The sequence below is a fragment of the Streptomyces sp. GL_148 genome (assembly GCF_057834205.1).
The window spans coordinates 6,628,984-6,649,849 of sequence record NZ_CM174396.1; the positions used below are offsets into that span (position 1 = coordinate 6,628,984).

Here is a 20,866-nt window from a genome sequence, read left to right on the forward strand (position 1 = left end):
AGGCCCTCAGGCCCGCACGGGATCAGGCCAGCGCCCAGGCGACATCCCGCAGCAGGGCCTGCCGCCAGCCCGCCCGGTCGTGGCCCGACGGCGACCTGGAGACCCGTACGGTCGCACCGGCCTGCTCGGTCAGGGCTTCGACCAGTTCGCAGTGGGGGAGCATGCGCGTCTCGTGCTCGCCCAGGTCGAAGGCGATCCGCAGCCCGGACGGGGCGGGGCGCTCGCGCAGGCGCGCGGCGATGGCGCCGCCGCGCGGACCGCCCAGGGGGTCCGGCAGGTCCGCGGCCTCCGGCGTCCACCAGAACGACCCCGACTGGCAGGCGACCCGGGACACCAGCTCCGGGAACTCCGTCGCCGCGTACAGCGCGCTCAGACCGCCGAGGCTCTGCCCGGCGACCACCAGCCGGCCGAGGTCCGCGGGCACCCCGCTGTCGGCGACCAGCGGCAGCAGTTCGTCCCGTACCGCCTCCCACAGCTCGGGCCGGCAACCGAACTCCGCCTGCCGGTCCTTGGTGGGAAGGAACACCAGCGTGGCCGGGGGCATGTCACCGGCCTCGAAGGCCGCGTCGAAAGCGGTCATGGCCGGGTGGAGGTACAGCCAGTCGTCCCCGTCCAGCAGCAGGACCACAGGTCCGCCGCCGCCCACCGGGTGGACCCGTACGGTGCGCTTCCCGCCGAGCCGTTCGCTCGCCCAGCGGATCCGGGTGCGCGGCAGGGGCAGGACGTCGTCGGCGCCCACGGCGGGCCAGTACGGCTGGGGCGGAGCGTCCGGGGTGGCGACGATGGACCGGTCGGCGCCGGCCCGGAGGGGGTTGAGCGGATCGGGGTACGACGATCCGTCATCCGTGAGGAACCGGTAGGTCACTCGGAGCCGCGCGGGCATGCGCACCTCGGCGTACCAGCAGTCCGTGTCGCGCCACCGGAGCAGCGCGACCGGATCCGACCAGCTCTCGAAGTCGATGACCGTCGGGGTGCCGCGCCACAGGAACAGGGTGACCCAACCGCCGTCGCCGGAAGGCGCGGACGCGGGAGCCGCGGTCGCCCAGAACTCATCGGTGCCGGGCGCGGCGGGCAAGCCGAACGCGGCGAAGGGGCTCTCCGAGCCGTCCTCGGCCAGGCTCCGTTCGAGTGCACGCATCGGTGCCTCCTTGTGAGGGGGAAGGGGAAACGTTAAGCTCTATAATTAGGCGAGCCTAACCTAAGTAAATGGCTCTCTTCATTCTCGATCGACCTTCCCCACGGGCGCGGCGCCCGCTGTCGGACTGCGCGCGCCGCGCGCCGCACGCCGAGGCCACCCGCCGGTCCCAGAGGGCTCCTGGAGGAACCCCAGTATGAGCACCAATCCGTTCGACGATGCCGACGGCCGCTTCCTGGTCCTGGTGAACGACGAGGGTCAGCACTCCCTCTGGCCCTCCTTCGCGGAGGCTCCCGGGGGGTGGGCGGTCGCCTTCGCCGAGTCCACCCGTGACGCGTGCCTGGAGTTCATCGAGTCGAACTGGACCGACCTGCGCCCGCGTTCCCTCGCGGCGACCGTCGAAGCCTGACCGGGACGGCCCTGGATGGATGAACGCCCCTGCGGGGAGCCGGTGTACGGCCCCGGACGTGCCGCGCTCGCGGCGCGTCCGGGGCTGCTTCGTGGTGGGCCGCGCGACCGGGGTCAGATGCATTAGGTTAGGCTAAGCTAACTATGCAGGGCTTGGGTGGGGCCGCGCCGGAACCGCTTCGCGGGGGAGCTCCCGGCGGACGGGTCCCCGGTCGTGGAACTAGTGGAACTCGTGGAGAACATTGCGGCTCTTCGGGCCCTCGGCGCGGCACTGGGGATTCCGATCGTCTTCACCGCCGAGCCGGCCGCCCAGCCGCGAACGACGTCCAGCTCTTCGTATTCGCCGACGCCGACGCCGACTTCCCCGCCGAGGAGCACGGAGCGCCCTGCGCCGGGCCGCCCGCAGCGCGGTGGTGTGCACGACCGGGACCCTGCTCCGCGAGCTGCTGCTCGGCGGAGGGTCCCGAAACGTGCGCAAGGATGCCTGAGCGCATCCCGCCCACGCCCACACCACGGCGTCGCCCTGCGCCGACGGTGCGCACACGAACCGAGAGAGAGCGGAAGAACATGACCGTACGGGTCGCGGTGGCCGGTGCCAGCGGCTACGCGGGCGGGGAGCTGCTCCGCCTGCTGAGCTCGCACCCCGCCGTCGAGATCGGCGCGCTGACCGCGCACAGCAGTGCGGGGAGTCCGCTGGGGTCCGTACAGCCACAGCTTCCGGAGTTCGCCGACCGGATCCTCCTGGACACCTCCGCCGCCGCCCTGCGCGGCCACAACGTGCTGTTCCTCGCCCTGCCCCACGGCCGATCCGCCGCCCTGGCGCAGCAGTTGGAGCCCAGCACGCTGGTGGTGGACTGCGGCGCCGACTTCCGACTGCGGGACGCGGCCGCCTGGGAGCGGTTCTACGGCAGCGCCCACGCCGGCACCTGGCCCTACGGCCTGCCGGAACTGCCTGGAGCCCGCGCGGAGTTGAAGGGCGCCACCCGGATCGCCGTACCGGGCTGCTACCCCACGGCGGTCACCCTCGCCCTGTTCCCCGCCCACGCGGCACACCTGGTCGAGCCGGAGGCCGTCATCGTCGCCGCCAGCGGAACCTCCGGCGCCGGACGCGCGCTCAAGACGCACCTCCTCGCCGCCGAAGCGATGGGCTCCATGAGCCCGTACGGAGTCGGCGGCGGGCACCGGCACACCCCGGAGATCACCCAGAACCTGTCCCGCGCGGCCGGCGAGCACGTGACGGTCTCCTTCACGCCCACCCTGGCCCCCATGCCCCGGGGCATCCTCGCCACCTGCTCGGCCCGGCTGCGCCCGGCCGCGGGCACCACCTCCGGGATCCCCTCGGAGGGCGAGGTGCGCGCCGTGTTCGAAGCCGCGTACGCCGACCAGCCGTTCGTACGGCTGCTGCCGCCCGGCCGGTGGCCCACCACCGCCGCGGTCCTCGGCTCGAACACCGTCCAGGTGCAGATCGCCGTGGACCCGGACGCCCGCAGGCTGATCTGCGTGAGCGCCATCGACAACCTGACGAAGGGCACCGCCGGTGGCGCGGTGCAGAGCATGAACATAGCCCTCGGCCTGCCGGAACGGCTGGGCCTGCCCATGAATGGAGTGGCTCCTTGAGTGTGACCGCAGCCCGGGGATTCCTCGCAGGCGCCGTGCGCGCCGGCATCAAGGAGTCCGGTGACCCGGACCTGGCCCTGGTGGTGAACCGGGGGCCGTCGCGCGCCGCCGCCGGTGTCTTCACCTCGAACCGCGTGCAGGCCGCGCCCGTACGCTGGTCCCGCCGCGTGCTCGCCGACGGGCAGATCTCCGCCGTCGTCCTCAACTCCGGTGGCGCGAACGCCTGTACGGGTCCCGGTGGCGCCGAGGACGCGCAGGCGATGGCGGAGCGCACCGCGGGGGTCGTGGAGGCCGCCGCCGACGAGGTCGCGGTCTGCTCTACCGGACTGATCGGCGTCCGGCTGCCGATGGACCGGGTGACGGCCGGCATCACCGCCGCCGCGGACCGGCTGTCGCCCGAGGGCGGTGAGGAGGCGGCCGTCGCGATCAAGACGACGGACTCCGTGCACAAGACGGCGGTGGCCGCCGGCCCCGGCTGGACGGTGGGGGGCATGGCGAAGGGCGCCGGGATGCTCGCCCCGGGACTCGCCACCATGCTGGTCGTCCTGACCACGGACGCCGACGCGAGCGCCGGCGCACTCGACGCGGCGCTGCGCGAGGCGGTGCGCACCACCTTCGACCGGGTGGACTCGGACGGCTGCATGTCCACCAACGACACCGTGCTGCTGCTCGCCTCGGGCAGCTCGGCCATCACGCCCGGACCCGCGGAGCTCACCGCCGCCGTGCACGCCGTGTGCCGGGACCTGGCGCTGCAGTTGGTGGCGGACGCCGAGGGCGCGTCCAAGGAGATCGAGGTGGCCGTCGTCGGCGCGGCCTCGGAGGCGGACGCCGTGGAGGTGGGCCGTTCGGTGGCCCGCAACAACCTCCTCAAGTGCGCGCTGCACGGCGAGGACCCGAACTGGGGCCGGGTGCTGTCCGCGATCGGCACCACCTCGGCGGCCTTCGACGCGGACCGGCTGGACGTGGCGATCAACGGCGTCTGGGTGTGCCGGGACGGCGCCGAGGGAGAGCCGCGGGACAAGGTCGACCTGTCCGGCCGCCGGATCACCATCACCGTGGACCTGCGCTCCGGTGACTTCTCCGCCGTCATCTGGACCAACGACCTGACGGCCGAGTACGTGCACGAGAACAGCGCCTACAGCTCTTGAACGGGGCCGAGATGACGACGCAGGATGCCTTGTCGGTCACCGTGCCGGCCCCCCGGGACCTGCCCTGGCTGGAGCAGCTCCAAGGCCGGACGGTCGTCGTCAAGTTCGGCGGCAACGCCATGGTGGACCCCTCCACGCACCGGACGTTCGCCCAGGACGTCGTGGAGCTGTGGCACGCGGGCCTGCGGCCCGTCGTCGTCCACGGCGGCGGTCCGCAGATCAGCGCGCTGCTCGACCGGCTCGGCCTGGAGGTGCGCTTCGAGGCCGGGATGCGGGTGACGACGCCGGAGACGATGGACGTGGTGCGCATGGTGCTCACCGGCAAGGTCCAGCGCGAGCTGGTCGGGGCGATCAACGCCCACGGGCCGTTCGCCGTTGGCCTGTCGGGCGAGGACGCCCACACGATGACCGCCGTACGCCGCCCGGCCTGGGTCGACGGCCTGCCGGTGGACATCGGCCTGGTCGGCGACATCGTGGACGTGGACGCCGGGACGATCGCCGGGCTGCTGGAGCAGGGCCGCATCCCCGTGGTCTCGCCCGTCGCGCGCGGCGAGGACGGCGAGGTGTACAACGTCAACGCCGACCTGGCGGCCTCGGCCCTGGCCGTGGCCCTCGGGGCCGACCGGCTGGTGGTGATGACCGACGTCGAGGGGCTGTACGCGGACTGGCCGCACAGCACCGAGGTGATCGACCGCCTCACGGCCGGCGAGCTGGACGCCCTGCTGCCGGAGCTCGCGAGCGGCATGCTCCCCAAGATGGAGGGCTGCCTGCGCGCCGTACGGGCAGGCGTCGCCAAGGCGCAGGTCATCGACGGCCGGGTGCCGCACGCGCTGTTGCGCGGAGTCTTCACCGAGGACGGACCGGGCACCACGGTGGTGCCGGACGAGAAGCCCGGCCCCGAGGGGTCCGGCGGCAAGGGAGACGGCGCGTGACCGCCGACAGCACGACGACGACCACACCGCTCGCCGACCGCTGGCGCGCGGTGATGATGGACACCTACGGCACCCCCGCGCTGGCCCTGGTCAGGGGCGAGGGCAGCACGGTCTGGGACGAAGACGGCCGCGCGTACACGGACTTCACCGGCGGGATCGCCGTCAACGCCCTCGGGCACGCCCACCCGGCCCTGGTCTCGGCCGTCCAGGACCAGGTCGCCCGGCTCGGCCACGTGTCGAACCTGTTCGTCTCGGAGCCGGCCGTCGCGCTCGCGGAACGGCTGCTGGCCCTGCTGGACAGGCCCGGCCGGGTGTTCTTCGCCAACTCGGGTGCGGAGGCGGTCGAGGCCGCCTTCAAGATCGCCCGCCGGACCGGGCGCCCGCACCTGGTCGCCTCGGAGGGCGGATTCCACGGGCGCACCATGGGGGCGCTGGCCCTCACCGGCCAGCCGCCCAAGCGCGCCCCCTTCCTGCCCCTGCCCGGCGAGGTCACGCACGTTCCCTACGGGGACACGGAGGCGCTCCGCGCGGCCGTCACCGAGCACACGGCGGCGGTCGTACTCGAACCCCTGCAGGGCGAGGCCGGAGTCGTCCTGCCGCCCGAGGGCTACCTGCGGGCGGCCCGCGAGATCACCCGCGCCACGGGCACCCTGCTCGTACTGGACGAGGTGCAGACCGGGATCGGCCGCACCGGCCACTGGTTCGCGCATCAGGCGGAGCCGGGCGCGGAGCCGGACGTGATCACCCTGGCCAAGGGGCTGGGCGGCGGCCTGCCGATCGGCGCCACGGTCGCCTTCGGCGCCGCCGCCGAGCTGCTGACCCCCGGTCAGCACGGCTCCACCTTCGGCGGCAACCCGGTGGCGTGCGCGGCCGGGCTCGCGGTCCTGGACACCATCGAGAAGGAAGGGCTGCTCGCCCACGCCGAGCGGGTGGGGGAGCGGCTGAGGCTCGGCATCGAGGCACTGGAACACCCCCTGGTCCGCGAAGTGCGGGGCGCCGGTCTGCTCCTGGGCATCGCCCTGACCGAGCCGGTCGCCGCGCGGGTCCAGCGGGCCGCGCAGGACGCCGGGTTCCTCGTGAACGCGGCGGGCGCGGGCGTCGTACGGCTGGCTCCCGCCCTGACGCTGCCGCGGGAACGGGCCGATGACCTGCTGGCGGCGCTGCCCGCGATCCTCGACGCCTCGTAGGGCCTGGCCGAACGGCGGTTCCCCGTACGCCGGTTGCGGCTCGGGGCGGGTCCCTCGGGGGACCCGCCCTTCGCCGTCTCGCCGTCTCGCCGTCTCGCCGTCTCGCCGTCTACAGGGCGCGGGACAGGACGCGTGCGCCCCGGCCGGGGTCCAGGGACCGGGCCCAGTCGGCCGGCGCGAGGGTCGGGCAGGCGGGGAGGAACCCGTGGAGGAGGAACAGGCGGCCGCTGCCGGTCGTCGCCGTGAACAGCGTGGTCAAGGAGCGGTTGCGGGCCCTGGCGAACGCCGCCTGCAGCAGGCGGGCGCCCATGCCCGAGCCCTGCCGGTGGGCCGCGACGCAGAAGTTGTACAGCACGCCGGCGGCGGGGTGTTCGCGCAGACCGAGGCAGCCTTCGAGGGTTCCGTCGGGTGCTTGCGCGACGAGGAAGTCCGACGCCCGGGAGAGGTAGAGGGAGAGCGGGCGTTCGCGGAGCGCCCCCGCGTGGACGAACGGCCGGGAGAGGGCGGCGAGCGCCGGGCCGTCGTCCCGGCGCGCCGGGCGCACCGTGAAGTCGGGGAGCTCGCGCCACCGGGGGGCGGGGGCGGGGGTGCGGGGCGACAGGGTGGCGTGCGCGGCGGCAGGGGGCAGCGTGGCCGTGGTCAAGGTGTTCCTAATTCCTTCGTAGCGGTTCCGAATCAGGCGGGTTGCCTGTCCGGGCTGTTCGATGGCGGGTTTTGCCATGCCTGAGACGTTCCGGGCCTGTGAGGCCTTGAGGAAGAACGGCAGGCAGATCCCGTGAGGGTGGTGATGACCTCGCGGGCGCCGGGCGTACGCCTTGTGCTCCCCTGGCCGCTGAAGGCCTCAAGTGAGAGTGGCGGCGCCCGGCGTCTCCGTGGTTGTCATCACCCACCACTGGGTTGGTTCGTTGATGTTCGTGGTGCGAGCCCGTCGTGCGGTGACCTCTTGCAAGCCCCGAGCCGTTGAGCTCTTAGGTAGGCCGAGGCCCGTGTGGTGCGCTGGTGCCACGAACGGCTTGTGAGATGGCGGACCGACCGGAGAGGTCGAGTCCTTGAATTAGGTCGCCGCGTGGCCCGCATGTGCTCGCTACCAGCACAGATGCCTGCAATAAGGGGAGGAAGAGAGTGATCTACTGCGGGATCGACTGGGCCGAAAATCACCACGATGTGGCCTTGGTGAACGACATCGGAGAGCTGCTGGCCAAGCGCCGCATCACGGACGACGTGGCTGGCTATCAGCTGCTCCTGGACCTGTTCGCCGACTACGGCGACACCGAGGAAGATCCGATTCCGGTGGCGATCGAGACCAGTCGGGGCCTTTTGGCCGCCGCTCTGCGGCAGGGCAGGCGGCAGGTGTTCGCCGTCAACCCGATGGCCGCGGCCCGATACCGGGACCGGCACGGCGTCTCGCGCAAGAAATCCGACCCGGGCGACGCCCTGGTCCTGGCGAACATCCTTCGCACCGACATGCCCATGCACCGGCCTCTGCCCAACGACAGCGACCTCGCCAAGGCAATCGCGGTCCTCGCGCGGGCCCAGCAGGATGCGACCTGGAACCGCCAGCAGATCTCCAACCAGCTCCGGTCCCTGCTCCGCGAGTACTACCCCGCCGCCCTGGAGGCCTTCGCCGTCTGGCAGAACGGCCTCTGCCGGCCCGAAGCTCGTGCCCTGCTGGCACTGGCCTCGACTCCGTCCAAGGCCGCGAGCCTGTCCCGGGCCCAACTGCGGTCCGCCCTCAAACGAGCTGGCCGCACCCGCGGTATCGACGTCGAAGCAGAACGCCTCCGCGAGGTGTTCCGAGGTGACTTCGCCCATCAGCCGCCGCTCGTCGAGGACGCCCTGGGCAAGCAGATGCTCGCCCTGCTGCGACAGCTCGACGCCGTCTGCATCGCTGCTGACGAGCTCGCCGAGGCGGCCGAGGCCTCTTTTCGCCAGCACCCGGACTCTGAGATTCTGCTCAGCTTCCCCGGCCTTGGGCCGCAGACCGGCGCCCGGGTGCTCGCCGAGATCGGAGACGACCGAACCCGCTTCGCCGATGCTCGCTCGCTGAAGGCCTACGCGGGATCGGCACCCATCACGCGTGCCTCCGGCAAGAAGCACCACGTCGGACGCCGCATGATCAAGAACAACCGGCTCCACCACGCCGGCTACCTCTGGGCGTTCTCCTCCTTGCGGGCGTCGCCTGGAGCAGACGCCCACTACCGCCACCGACGAGAAGTCGGGGACTGGCACGCCCAAGCTCAACGGCACTTGTTCAACCGTATGCTCGGCCAGCTCTTCCACTGCCTCAAACACATGGCGCTGTTCGACGAGCATCAGGCGTTTCCCTCCTCTCTGGCAGCAGTGGCTTGACGGCTTAGCTCCGTGAGATGTCTTCCTCGGTTCCGCCGTGTGCGGGCGCGGGTGCGGAGACGGAGGCCTCCCGGCGGAACGATCGAGGTAAAGTTAGCCTTACCTAGCTAGTGGAGCCAAGTCGGTCCGTACGGACGGCGCGTGCCGCCATGTAGCCGGGAAGGGCGGGCACGTCGTCGACGGCCCATCCCGGCGGAGCCGAGGGGGCGGCGCCGGTGCCCACGTACGTCAGGGCCGGATTCCCGCCGAGGCCGATGCCCACCCCCTTGAGGTAGGCCTCCTTCCGGGACCAGCAGCGGGCCACCGCGGACGGGAGCTCGTCGGCCGGCAGCGCCGACAGCTCGGTGCGCTCGGCCGGATGGAGGACCTCCGCCAGTTCTGAGGCCACTTGGGAGGCCAGAGCGGGAGCCGGTTCCTGCTCGACGTCGACTCCGACCGGACTGTCCGCGAGGGCCACCAGTACGGCGTCCCCCGCGTGAGACAGCGAGAAGTGCAGCGGCAGGCCGGGCACGGCAGGCCGGCCGTGCGGCGCGCCGCAACCGGGGCACGGCTCGCGGAAGAAGCGCACCTGCGCCGGGTCCTGGCCGAGGCGCTCGCCCAGCAACTGGCGCAGCACCACGTGGGCAACCCGGTACTGGTCACGGTCGCCGGCGCGCCTGATCCCCTGGAGGCGGGCCCGCTCGGCGCCGTCGAGCATCCCCTCCAACTCCCGCGCACCATCCGCGTACAGGCTCACGCGCACGGCCCACAGCCCCGGTCCGGGGGAGGTGAGCCAGGGCTGCTGCGCCGAGGCGCCGACGGCGGGGGTGCGGTCCGCTGAGTCCGTCATCCGCACGGGCGGCCGGGGTAGGTGTCGCCCTCCGGGGCTCCGACCTCGCGCATCCGTCCGAGGACCTCCCCGAGGAGCGCGTCGTCCACGTCGACGGGCATGTTGAACTCCCGGTCGAAGACGAAGGAGTCGCCCGCACCCGCGTGCCAGATCACCCAGCGCGGCGGCATCTCGGGTGCCTCCCACAGCTGGGAGAGCCGTTCCAGGACGTTCACTTGACTGCTCACAGCTTTCCTTCGTCCGTCGCTTCGTTTCCGTCGACAAATGTCGCCACGACCTCGATGTCGGCGATCCGGGAGGCATCGACGTGCCGCGGGTCGTCCCCCAGGACGACCAGGTCGGCGCGCTTGCCCGGGGTGAGGCTGCCGGCGGCTTCCTCCCACCGGCAGGCATATGCACCGGCGACCGTGTACGCGCGCAGCGCCTCCTCGACGGTGACCGCCTCGTCCGGCCCGACCGGCCGCACGGAGGCGGAGGTGCGCTCGACCATGAACTGGATCGCCCGGAGCGGAGCCCCGTCCGTGACGGGCCGGTCGGAACTCCCCACGAGCGTCACCCCGTGGTCCAGGAACCCGCGCCCCCGGTACATCCAGGGGGCTCGCTCCTCACCCATCACGTCCGCGTAGTCGTCCCCGAAGGAGTAGAGGAAGGACGGCTGGACGACCGCGCTGACGCCCAGGCGCGCGAAGCGCGGGAGCTGGTCGGGGCGGATCAGCCCGGCGTGCTCGATCCGGTGCCGCGCGTCCGGCCGGGGCCGCAGCCGCTGCGCCTCCTCCAGCGCGTCGAGCGCGAGGTCGGCGGCGCGGTCCCCGATGGCGTGCACGGCGAGCTGCCAGCCGCCGAGGTGGCCGTCCACGATGAGCCGGGTGAGGCGTTCGGGATCGTCCTGGAGCTGACCGGTGTCGTCCGTGCCCGCGTACGGGGCCGTGAGCGCGGCGGTACGGGCCATCATCCCGCCGTCGGTGTAGATCTTGAGCGCGCCCAGCGACAGCCAGTCGTCGCCGAACCCGGTGCGCATGCCCAGGTCCAGGGCGCGGGGGATCCCGTCCCCCCGGTGCGCCCCGCGCGGCCGCAGCGCATCCCCGGCGGGCTTGAGGTGCACCCGCAGGGGCAGCCTCCCCTGGTCCCGCAGCAGCTGGTACGCACCGAGTTCCACGGGGCTGTGGCCGAGCAACCCGCCCCCGATGCCCGCCTCGGCGACGGCGGTCACGCCCTCGGCGAGGCAGGTCCGGGCCGCGCGCTCGACGGCATCGGCGATCTCGCCCTGCGCGTACGGCAGCCGGAGCCGCCGCGCGGCGGTCATGGCCCCCTCGGCCAGAAACCCGTCCTGGTGCGGAACACCGGCGGGCAACAGCCCCAGCACCGCACTGTTCACGACGCACCCGTGCCCCGAATCGTGCATCAGGAACACCTTGCGCCCACGGCTGACCGTATCCAGCTCGCCGGCGGTCAGATGCCGCCCCAGAGCCCGCTGGTCATACCCCATCACATCAACCCAGGCACCGTCCCCACCCGCACCCGCACCCGCACCCGCACCCGCACCCGCCACCCGGGAAACCGCCTCCGCCACCACCGCCAGCACGTCCTCGACCCGCTCGCACGGGGCAACGCTCGGGGTGCTCTGCTTCAACCCGGCCCAAGCCAGATGCACATGGCTGTCGATGAACCCGGGCAGCACGGTGGCACCCTGCAGATCGACGACCTCCCGGGCCGCCAGCGAGGCGACATCCTCGTCAAGCCCCACGATCCGCCCCCGCCAGATCCCCAGCGTGTGGGCGACGGGACGGTCCGGATCCATGGTGATGATGTTCGCGTTGGTCAGCCTCGAGCACAGCACGGGCAGTCCAACTCCCCCTGGCGGCAACGCGCATGTACACGGGTCAGGACAAGGGGCCAAGGGCTGCCACATCCGACTTAGGTAACCCTAACTGCACATTCGGCGGCCGGTCAATGTGCGACCGGCAGGCGCATGAGCGGTTCGAGGAACGGGCTCGGACGGCCGTGCCAGAAGATGGCGAGGCTGTCCCGGGACCGGGTGGCCGCGACGAAGAGCAGGGAACGGGCCCGCTGGAGCTCACCCCGGTAGCGCACCGCATCGGCGCTCCGCAGACGGGTGACCGCCTCCCGGGGCACGAGTCCGTCCCGGACCCCCGCGATGACCATGCGCTGGTACTCGAGCCCCTTGAAGCGGAACATCGTGCCGATGTGGACGCCTTCGTCTCCACGGGGTCCCTCGGGGCCGATCTCCACCGCCTTGATCCCCTTGTGGGCGAGCAGGGTGTAAGCCAGCTCGCTCGCCATGGCGTTCGTCGGGACGCAGACGGCGATCTGCTCGGGTGGTGTCGGCAGGGCGATCCAGTCGGCGAGGAGCGCGGCGATCGATTCCCGCTCGGACTCCCAGTCCTCGCACCCGTGCAGCTCCGGCATGCCTCCGGTCAGGACGGATCGGTATCCCGCCAGATCCTCCGTGCCGCCGTCCAGGTCGTCGAAGCTCTGGCCGCTGAGCACGCCGAGTGCGGACCCGAGGATCTGGCGAGTCGTCCGGTAGCTCAAGGTCAGCTTGGCCGAGCGCCCGCGGATGTGGACGCCCAGGCTTCCGAGCGTGACCTGGTTGCCGTAGATGCGCTGGTGCGTGTCACCCACCAGGAAGATGTCGTTGCCGGTACGCGGTGCCATGGCCCGCAGCAGCTTCCAGTGGGCGGCCCGCAGGTCTTGTGCCTCGTCGACCACGATGTGCTGGAAGCGGTGGCGCAGCCATCCGGCGGAGCCGGCCTGGAGATGAATGTTGTCGAGCCCGCCCGCCTCCTCCCGCTGACGCTCGATGGCGTGGATCCGCCGCTCGCGGTCCATCTCCAGCCGGGCCGCGCGCTCGGCGACCTGCTCCCAGGTCTGGCGTCCCAGGCGGTCGAGCCGCTGGCTGAACCGCTCCGCGAGCTGCCAGATCTCGGCGCGCTCGGCCCGCCCGATGTTCTTGCCCCTTCCGGCGCGGCGTGCGCGGAAGTACTCGGTGCGGGAGACGACGGCCTGTCCCAGGATGACCTGGGTCCATTCGTCGTGGAGGAACTGGGCGTCCCACCCGGTCTCACCCAGCTCGTCGAGCAGGGCACGCCATTCGCGGAGCGTCTGACCCTCATCGAGGGTCTGCTTGGAGCTTCCGGGTTCGGCTTCGCGTACGACGCGCAGGGCGAGCTGGTCCACGTGGCTGATCTCCACCCGGGCCAGTAGCTCCTCACCCCCCAACTGCATGAGCCGGGACTTCAGGTCGGCGGCAAGGTTCTTGTTGTACGTGGTGAGAAGGACGGGCTTGTTCCGGCCCGGGGGCAGCCGGTCGACCAGGTGCTTGACCCGGTGGAGGGCCACGATGGTTTTTCCGGTACCCGGCCCGCCCCCGACGCGGGCAGGGCCCGAGTACTCGCGCTCGACGAGCTTGGACTGTGTCGGGTGGAGGAAGACCCTCCAACGGCCGAAGTCGCCGCCCTCCAGCGCCTCACGCAGTGCCTCGTCCGTGGTGGTGACCATGGTGGCCGGCCGCTCGGCAGCGGCTCGGAAGTCGTCGGTGTCGACGTCCGGAGTGGAGACGGGCTTGGTGATCTGCTCCAGCACTGCCTCGTACGACGCGCCGTCGTGGAGCGCGAGGAGAACTTCCGCGGTGAGCTGAGGGGCGTACTCGGCCAGACCGAGGAGCTGATCCTCGGTGGTGAGCGTGCGGACGACCGGGACGAGGGGCCCGGCGACACCGAGGTCGATGAGCTGTTCGTCGGAGAACGCGGCGAACAGCAGGACGGGAGCGGGGACGGCCACAGGCGCCGGGGAGGGTACGGCGGGAGGGGCGGAGGGCGCAGGCGCAGCCGCGCGGCGAAGGACGCTCTCCTCGACGATCTCGAGGTCGACGTACTCGATGCCGCCGGTGATCCGGTTGATGCCGTACGAGAGCCGGTCGAGCTTCTCGTACGCCTCCTTGCGGTGTTTGACGGAGACGATGAGCCAGTCGGTGTCCGCCAGGCGCAGCAGCAGGGCCCTGTACTCGTCGTGGATGCGTGCCGACCAGAGCCGGTCGTGGCCCTCCAGTTGCTTCAGCCGCAGTCCCCGGAGCTGAGGGTTCTCCTTGAACTTGTGCTGGAAGTCGTAGATCGCTCCCTTGACCGCACGAGGCAGCCGCAGGATCTCCTTGTCGGCCTTGTCGAGCAGACGCAGGGTCACGCCTGTGGTCGTCATCGCTTCTGGTCTCCGTCGTTCGTGTCCGTGTCCGTGTCTTGGTCCTCGGCCGGGGCGAGGAGCTCCGCGATGTCGTGGGCGGTACAGGTGACGGCGGTACGGACCCACCAGCCTGCCGAGGCGAATGCCTTGTCCCGGTCCTCGGCGTCGTGGTCCTGTTCTCCGTCGACCGGACGGTGCGCCGTCACCACGGCGATCCGTGCGGCGGGCCAGGCCAGTTCGGCCATCCATCCGTGCTCGTCCAGCTCGTAGCCGGCCTCGGGAGGCGTCACGCCGAGCGCGGCGAGTCCCTGGGTGAGGGGGAGCAGTCCGGGTTCCTCGGGGTCGAGGAACTCCAGTACCTGTTCCCAGGCGGTGTCCTGGGCCGCACCGGACGAGCGGGCCGGCGCGGGGGCCGTCGGGACGGCGGGAGCGCCGGCGGACTGCGGGACGGGCCCGTCCGACTCTGGGGCAGGACTTTCGGCAGCCTGGGATGCGAGCCAGCCCGGTCCTCCGGTGACTGCGAGCCCGTCAGTGGTGAACCCGTCCAGCAGGCTGGTCGTCAACTGGACGCTGTCACCGCCGCCGTGGTCCAGGAACTGCATCACGTTGCTCCAGTAGAGCCAGGCGTGCCAGCGCTTCTTGTGGCGGGCCTCGTCCGACAGGACCTGGTCGCTGTCGTCGAGCACGGTCAGCGCGGTCCACACCGGAGGCCGGTGCCGGCTGTCGGCCACGGCCGTCACGGCGCAGCCGGACACGTCGACGGCCGTGAACAGCTGAACCGGTCCCTGGGGGCCCTGCGGGGCAGTGCCCTTCAGCGCGGAGACGAGCTGTGAGCCGACTGCCTGCGGCTGCAGCGCGGCGATCCGGGCTCCGGCTCCCAGCAGCCCCGCGACGGCGGCTTCGGCGCGCTGTTGCCACAGGGAAGCCTCCGGTGCGCGCAGATGGGCGAGCAGGAGGTCTGCCGGATTCACCCACAGGGTCGCGGAGAGCTCGCCCGGCAGGCCCTTGTGTACGTTCGCGTAGTAGTCACGCGCACGCTTCTGGCCCTGCTCCCCGTACGGCACCCAGACCGGCTGCTCGGGTCCCGTGCTCGCATAGCCCGTGTCGCGGACCCGGGTCCGCCAGTCCTTCACGTCGTAGTAGGTGAGCTGGAAGACCCGTACGCCGTCGGCTCGCAGCCGCGTGCGCTTGAGGGCGTCGTCGGCCAGCCTGTCCTTGTGCCTGGGTCCGGCGTGGAACTCGTAGCCGTCGAGGTAGAGCGCGATCCGCGGACCGGGGGCGTCCGTTCGCTCGAAGAGGACGTCCGGGCGGGTGCCGTCGAGCACGCGCTGCTGGGAGACCCGCCAGCTGACGGTGGCCCCGTCGGCGCCGGTAAGCCGCAGGTCCATGGAGTACGTCCCGGCCGTGGTCGTGTACGCGTCCGCGCTTGCCCTCGCCGAGGGCTGCTGGGCCCAGTCGCCCAACGTCTCCAGGAACATGACCTCCAGGTCGCTTTCGGCCTGCTGCTCCAGCGGGATCTGGTGGGTGGCCTGAACCGGTGAGGTGGCCCAGTCGCTGCCGTCGGCTCCCAGCAGCTCGTCGAGCATCTGCCGGACCTCGTTGCGGCTGACCTTGTCGTAGTCGGAGGCCGGGACGCGGCGGAGGAGACACCGGTGGCAGCCGTCGAGGCCCTTCTCGATGCAGGGGCAGCTCTCGATCACCTCGCGGGCCTTGAGCAGTACTTCGCGGAAGCCCTCGGAGGTTGCGAGGCGGTGCAGGTAGCCGGTACCGCCGGGCAGCCGGTCGTAGGCGACGAGGAAGCGACGCGGCCATTCGGGGTCGGTGCCGTCGGGCATGGACGCCGCTGTGATGTCGATGTGGTCCGGGTCGCCGCCGTAGCGGGCGGCAATGCCGACGAACAGGGCGGCGGTGAAGGAGGCGAGCCGTTCCTTGACGCGTGCGACCGATGCGGGAAGCAGGATCCTGACGGCTTCGGTGGTCAGTTCGTGGGCCAGGAGCAGGGGTACGTCCTCGCCCTTGCCCTGGCCCTCCTGAGTGTTCGTACGGACCTTCCGGCGCGGGCACCAGAGCTGGTGGTGGGCGCTGGCCTTGGTCGAGGCGGCCAGGGATTCGGTCAGGGCGTCCTGGTGGTGGTCCACGACGGGGCGGCCCTCGGAGGTGGCGCCGCCGCAACTCGTGCACACGTAGAAGGGGTTGATCCTCACGTCCGCCCCGGCGAGGGGCACGGTGCTGCTGCCGTCCTGCCGGTCGAGGCCCAGGTTCAGCGTGCGCACCAACGCCTGACGGGTGAAGTCGACACCGAAGACCGCCGTGTCGTGGCGCCAGGAACCCGGGGCCAGGTGTACGGGGTCGATGTCCACTGTCGTGAGCACGGCGTACCGCCGGCTGTCCCGCTCGTCCTTGTCGTCACGGACCCGGGCATCGTCCCGCTTGTCGCGCGACATGACCCGCTTCGGCTGGAGCACGCGCTGGACACAGCCGGCATCGGCGATCTCCCGGCCGCCGCAGCGGGGGCACGGGGAGGCGTCGGACTCGGCGTTCTTGGTACGGGCGTAACCGCACGCCGGGCACAGGCGCCACACCGACCAGGCACGGCGCTCGGGGCTGCCGATCTCCAGGGCCCGGACCACATGTTTGTAGCCGTTGACGTAGAAGCTGTTGCCTGGAGCCAGCTCGGAAAGCGCGGACCGGCGGGAACGCTCGTAGTCCCGCACCTCGCTGCGGTAGGTCTTCTTGGCCCCTTCGGTCTCCGGCTCCTCGGTCCAGTAGAGCGTGGCCTCCAGCTGGGTGGTGGTGTCCGACAGGGTGTAGTTGGGAAGGAGCCCGAGCTCGACGAGAGCTCCGTGTGCGCTGGTCTGGTTGAGGTCGCGCAGGAGGTTGCCCGTGGCGTAGCGCTCGGCGCGCAACTCCCGCCATTCACGTTCCTGTTCGGGATCGCTGCGGACGAGTTGGTCCATGGCCGTGTCGATGGCCCGGATCCGGTGCCGGAGCTCTTCCCCGCGGCCGGTCCATTCCTCCTCGGCCTCCTGGAGAGCCCGGACGATCCCGCCGCACGCGTACTTCCGCAGCTCCGCGGCGGCCTGGTCGGAGATCCCGGTGTCCTCCCGGCCCGGCAGCGAGGGGAAGAGATCCAGGAACGACTCGACGAGCACGGCGCCATGGGCCAGGGCCGCGTCCGCGAGCTCCTGGCACCAGGCGGTGCTGCCGAACAGCGCGGACACAAGACGCGGCGCCGGCTGGAGCTGCTCGCCGTCGTTCGTGGAGAGCCGGCCTCGGGCAGCCAGGTCCAGCAGGTGGGCCGTGTACTGGCGGCGCAGGATCTCCACGGCGGAGAGGTAGCAGCCGGGCGGCACGATGTCTCCGGCGATCATCTCCCGGGGCTCGTCCAGGTAGTACAGGTCGCGGGCCCGGCGGCCGCCGAAGGCCACCACCAGGGCGTTGCCCGTCTTGCGGCCCGCACGGCCCGCACGCTGCACGTAGTTGGCCGGGCCCTTCGGAAGCGATCCCAGCAGAACGGCGGACAGGTCCCCGATGTCGATGCCGAGTTCCAGGGTGGGGGTGCACGACAGCACGTTCGGGTCGGTGTAGTGGGTGCCGTCCCGGAAGGTCCGCTCCACGCGTTCGCGCTGCGCTCGGGTCAGCATGCCGGTGTGCTCGGCCGTGACCACCCGGAAGGTGCCGCCCGTCCGGTAGAGGTGCCGGTAGTAGTCGTCGCGGTAGTCCCGCGGCCGGGGGCCTCCGAAGCTCGTGGAACCGGACGATGACACGGGGGACAGGCCCGGCTGGGGCGCGGTGATCTGGCCGCGGCAGCGGTAGCGGGGGCAGGGATGCCCGTACCACCGGGTCCGTCGGGAGGGATGCACCACTTGCTGCCAGCCGCACGCCTCACAGGACACGAACGCCTTGTTGACGATGTCGTCCTCAAGGAGCCGCACCTCGACGTGGCCGGGCTGCAAGCCGTAGATCTTCGTGGTCCGGTCCTGTGTCGTACGCGCCGACAGCAGCCCCTCGTCGACGAGTACGGGCAGCATCCTGCGGAGGTACTCGGCCGCCCCGGCGGCATCCAGCCCGAGGCAGCGACGTGCCCAGTCCTGGTACCAGCCGGCGCGAGCCGTCATCGAGTCGAAGTCGGACTTTCCCTTCTCGCCGTCCAGTACGAAGCGTGGCGCGGCCACCCCTTCGGGGAAGGCGGGCATGCCGTCGGGCCGGCCGCCCCAGATCTTGAACCGGGTCACCCCGGCGTCCTTCATCCACGGCTCCAGCCACCGGTGCCGGACCCCGCCGCGCAGCCGCACCCGCTCCAGCAGTCCGCGTACGAAGGCCAGATAGCGCTCGGCCGTCGGCAGGCCGGTGCCGAGCAGCTGGCCCGGCAGGGTCATGTGCACATCGCGCGCGAGCATCGTGATCCGGTGCTGGTCCTCGATGACCACCTCGGCGGACGCCGTCCGGGTCAGCTCCAGGGTGCGGCCCTGGCGGGAACGGAGCCCGAACTCCATCACCGTGGCGAAGGCGAGCCGCTCACCGATGAGTTTCCAGGTCCGCAGGTCGCCCGTACCCCGTCCGGAGAGCAGCCGGTCCACGCCCGGCTCGTCGTACAGGTCGGGCGGGACCACGGCGGCAAGGGCCTGTGGGTCCTCGACGGAGTCGAGCACGTTCCCGATCAGGTCGTTGAGCGCCAATGGGCGGCCCGACTCGTCCAGGTTGCGCGCGAGGAGCGATCGCAGGGAGAAGGTGAACGACCGGTTCGCCACGTATCCCGCGCGGTGGGCCGCGTCCTGGGTCGAGTCGTTGAACAGGAGGGTCTTGCGTTCCTCCGCTTCGAGCGCAACTTCCTGTCCGGTGAACAGCTGGGTCACCGTCGCGGCCGCAAGGGCCGCGAGCCGGGTACCGAGGAAGCGCATGGAGTTGTCGGTGTCGCAGGCAGGGCAGCGCTGGTCGACGGAGGCTTTGTCGGCGGTCTTCTTCTCGGTGATCGCCAGGACGAAGCAGGCGTCCTGCAGACTCCCCGCGTCCTGCGCCACCGGCAGCCGGTACGTGCCCTGCGCACCGTCCAGGATCAGCGCCGGAAGCTGCCCGCCTCCCGATGCGGGCTGGGACTGGCTGAGCGCGGCCAGCGCATCCTGCTGTTCCGAGGGCGTGGCGGCGATGAAGTAGCGGACCCGCCGCTTCTCCCGCCCCACGCTCGCGCGCCAGATCTTGTCGTGGGCCATCACCAGCTGCTGTGGATCGGCTTCCGGTGAGATGGCCGCCCAGCCGGAGCGCCCGCAGTTGCGGCAGTACACGGCGGGCAGCCGTACGCTCGACTGCCGGACCGTGGTGTCGGCGCCGATCACGGACTGAGCCCGGTGCGAGCGGGCCACCGGGCCGATCCGGCCGGCCTCTGCGTCCTCGTCGGTCTCCGGGGGCGCCGTCGGTAGGGCGGAGCGCCGATTGCGATCGTCCTCGTACCAGTGGAACTCGGGCTTGCCCGGGCCGACTCCGCGCAGGATCCGTCCCACCGGCCGTACCCAGAGGTGGGTCTCCACGTGGAGCAGCGGCCGCGGGCGGCGTTCGTCCGACTCCGGATCGCGGGCAGCCGACAGCAGGGCCACGAACCGTGCGAGAGCAGCGAGGGCGAGGCGCGGGTTCTCCCGGGCGGTACGCCCCCAGGCATAGCCGAACCGGCCGAGGCGATCCCGCAACTCCCATTCGCTGAGCGGCTCCCCGTCCAGGAGGGACAGCACACCCTGGGTGAAGTCGTGCTGCTTGAGCAGCCTCCCGATCTCGAAGGCGGACAGGCCCTCCTGCCCCAGCATCCGTGCCGCCAGGGCGTTGAGGTCGAGCTGGTCCGGACGTGACACCACGTCCGGACCGCCCGAACAGGAGATGACCTCCTCGGGCGAAGGCGGCTCGGGCAGGCCGTAGTTCACCGGGCCGGTGAACTGCTCGGGTGTCATCCGTTCCTCGCCCACCAGAGCATCCGCAGTGAACGGCATCCCGAAGACCTGCGCCGCCACCTCCAGGATTCCGCCGGGGCCTGCTCCCGGTCCGGCTTCACCGAGCGTCGCCGATGTCGCCACCGGGCAGATGGAGCCGAGCGGGCGTCCGGGCTCGCTCTGGCCCGTGGTCATGGCCAGACGGCGGAGCAGCATCGCGACGTCGGTGCCCTGCGCCCCGTCGTACGTGTGGAACTCGTCGAGCACCACGTACTGGATCCGGGAGTCCTGCCACAGGGCTCGGTCCTCGCTCCGCTGGAGCAGCAGGTCGAGCATCTTGTAGTTCGTGATGAGCACGTCGGGCGGGGACTGCCGCATCTCCTCGCGCCGCGTCATCACCCGACGGAAGTCCGTGTCCGGCCGGTCTCCGATGTAGAGCCCCGCCGTTACCTGGGCGAGCTCGGGCTGTGCCAGGTAGTCGCCGATACGGCTCGCCTGGTCGGAGGCGAGCGCATTCATCGGGTAGAGCAGTACGGCCTTGACCCCGCGCCGGCCGAGGGCCTTCTCGCGGCGGCAGTGGTCGAGCGCGGGGATGAGGAACGATTCCGTCTTTCCCGAACCGGTGCCCGTCGTCACCAGGGTCGGCCGGGCCGGCCCGTGCAGCGTGCTCAGCCGCTCGTACGCCTTCGCCTGGTGCCGGTACGGGGTGAATCCGGGGTTCCACTCCAGATGCTTCTCCCACCCGGCGTCCGCCTTGTGGAACGGCGTCCTGATCCGCAGGTACGGGCCGCGGAACATGCCGGTCTCCGGATGCTCAAGGAACCGCTCCAGCGCCCGTCGGGTGTCCTCGTCGGTGAGCGCGTAGGTCGTCGTGAGGTACTGGGTGAGACTGCCCCGCAACTGCGCGGCGGCCAGCGTGGGCCTCACGACGTTCTCCTTCGATTCACAACAAGTCGGTGAGCTGCGTCAACGGTATATGCCGCCTCGGACACGCGGGCGGGTAGTCCGGGTGATGGAAACCGGGGCATGGCCGAATAGGAACGGATCCGAGTCTCGAACCATTCCTTTTCCCCTGCGAAGGCTGCTGCTTTCACAGAATGCGTGGTGCGGGCAGCCCTTCAAGATCTACCCTTCGCGAGCCGAAAGGGG

The 20,866-nt window shown here is 71.4% G+C and carries 13 protein-coding genes; 6 read left to right on the forward strand and 7 right to left on the reverse strand.

The window, feature by feature from the left end; all coding sequences use genetic code 11:
- Positions 1–22 precede the first annotated feature (22 nt).
- On the reverse strand, positions 23–1,138 hold the full coding sequence (locus tag AC3IYI_RS30220) for an alpha/beta hydrolase-fold protein (protein ID WP_489406642.1): 1,116 nt from the start codon (positions 1,136–1,138) through the stop codon (positions 23–25).
- Positions 1,139–1,331: 193 nt separating this feature from the next.
- Here AC3IYI_RS30220 and AC3IYI_RS30225 point away from each other — a divergent pair, with 193 nt between their 5' ends.
- The 5 genes from AC3IYI_RS30225 (at position 1,332) to AC3IYI_RS30245 (ending at position 6,427) form a co-directional block, all read left to right on the forward strand.
- Positions 1,332–1,544 (forward strand): MbtH family protein, encoded by a 213-nt coding sequence (locus tag AC3IYI_RS30225; protein WP_489406643.1) that lies wholly within the window; start codon positions 1,332–1,334, stop codon positions 1,542–1,544.
- 566 nt (positions 1,545–2,110) lie between these two features.
- Positions 2,111–3,160, forward strand: a complete 1,050-nt coding sequence (argC, locus tag AC3IYI_RS30230; RefSeq protein WP_489406644.1) for an N-acetyl-gamma-glutamyl-phosphate reductase — start codon at positions 2,111–2,113, stop codon at positions 3,158–3,160.
- On the forward strand, positions 3,157–4,308 hold the full coding sequence (argJ, locus tag AC3IYI_RS30235) for a bifunctional glutamate N-acetyltransferase/amino-acid acetyltransferase ArgJ (RefSeq protein ID WP_489406645.1): 1,152 nt from the start codon (positions 3,157–3,159) through the stop codon (positions 4,306–4,308). Before argC ends, argJ begins: the two co-directional genes overlap by 4 nt.
- An 11-nt stretch (positions 4,309–4,319) precedes the next feature.
- A complete protein-coding gene (gene argB, locus AC3IYI_RS30240; protein WP_489406646.1) occupies positions 4,320–5,240 on the forward strand; it encodes an acetylglutamate kinase in 921 nt (306 codons plus the stop codon).
- Between the two features lie 53 nt (positions 5,241–5,293).
- The gene (locus AC3IYI_RS30245) at positions 5,294–6,427 is read left to right on the forward strand and encodes an acetylornithine transaminase (RefSeq protein ID WP_489411733.1); all 1,134 of its coding nucleotides are present in this window, start codon (positions 5,294–5,296) and stop codon (positions 6,425–6,427) included.
- 109 nt (positions 6,428–6,536) lie between these two features.
- Here AC3IYI_RS30245 and AC3IYI_RS30250 read toward each other — a convergent pair whose 3' ends face one another.
- Positions 6,537–7,070: a GNAT family N-acetyltransferase gene (locus tag AC3IYI_RS30250; protein WP_489406647.1), complete on the reverse strand. Its 534-nt coding sequence runs from the start codon at positions 7,068–7,070 to the stop codon at positions 6,537–6,539.
- A 479-nt stretch (positions 7,071–7,549) separates the two neighbouring features.
- Between AC3IYI_RS30250 and AC3IYI_RS30255 the strand changes: the two genes are divergently transcribed.
- Positions 7,550–8,776 (forward strand): IS110 family RNA-guided transposase, encoded by a 1,227-nt coding sequence (locus AC3IYI_RS30255; protein ID WP_489406648.1) that lies wholly within the window; start codon positions 7,550–7,552, stop codon positions 8,774–8,776.
- 103 nt (positions 8,777–8,879) lie between these two features.
- On the opposite strand, the gene AC3IYI_RS30260 is transcribed toward AC3IYI_RS30255, so the two are convergent.
- The 5 genes from AC3IYI_RS30260 to AC3IYI_RS30280 all read right to left on the reverse strand — a co-directional run bounded on the left by AC3IYI_RS30260 (position 8,880) and on the right by AC3IYI_RS30280 (position 20,644).
- Entirely contained in the window at positions 8,880–9,605 is a 726-nt protein-coding gene (locus AC3IYI_RS30260) for a 4'-phosphopantetheinyl transferase family protein (RefSeq protein ID WP_489406649.1), read from the reverse strand.
- Positions 9,602–9,832, reverse strand: coding sequence for a hypothetical protein (locus AC3IYI_RS30265; RefSeq protein WP_489406650.1), 231 nt, complete (start codon positions 9,830–9,832; stop codon positions 9,602–9,604). Before AC3IYI_RS30265 ends, AC3IYI_RS30260 begins: the two co-directional genes overlap by 4 nt.
- The gene (locus tag AC3IYI_RS30270; RefSeq protein ID WP_489406651.1) at positions 9,829–11,442 is read right to left on the reverse strand and encodes an amidohydrolase; all 1,614 of its coding nucleotides are present in this window, start codon (positions 11,440–11,442) and stop codon (positions 9,829–9,831) included. The genes AC3IYI_RS30265 and AC3IYI_RS30270 overlap by 4 nt, the downstream gene beginning before the upstream one ends.
- Before the next feature lie 110 nt (positions 11,443–11,552).
- Positions 11,553–13,820, reverse strand: coding sequence for a UvrD-helicase domain-containing protein (locus tag AC3IYI_RS30275; protein WP_489406652.1), 2,268 nt, complete (start codon positions 13,818–13,820; stop codon positions 11,553–11,555).
- On the reverse strand, positions 13,817–20,644 hold the full coding sequence (locus tag AC3IYI_RS30280; RefSeq protein WP_489406653.1) for a DEAD/DEAH box helicase: 6,828 nt from the start codon (positions 20,642–20,644) through the stop codon (positions 13,817–13,819). Before AC3IYI_RS30280 ends, AC3IYI_RS30275 begins: the two co-directional genes overlap by 4 nt.
- Between the last annotated feature and the right edge of the window lie 222 nt (positions 20,645–20,866).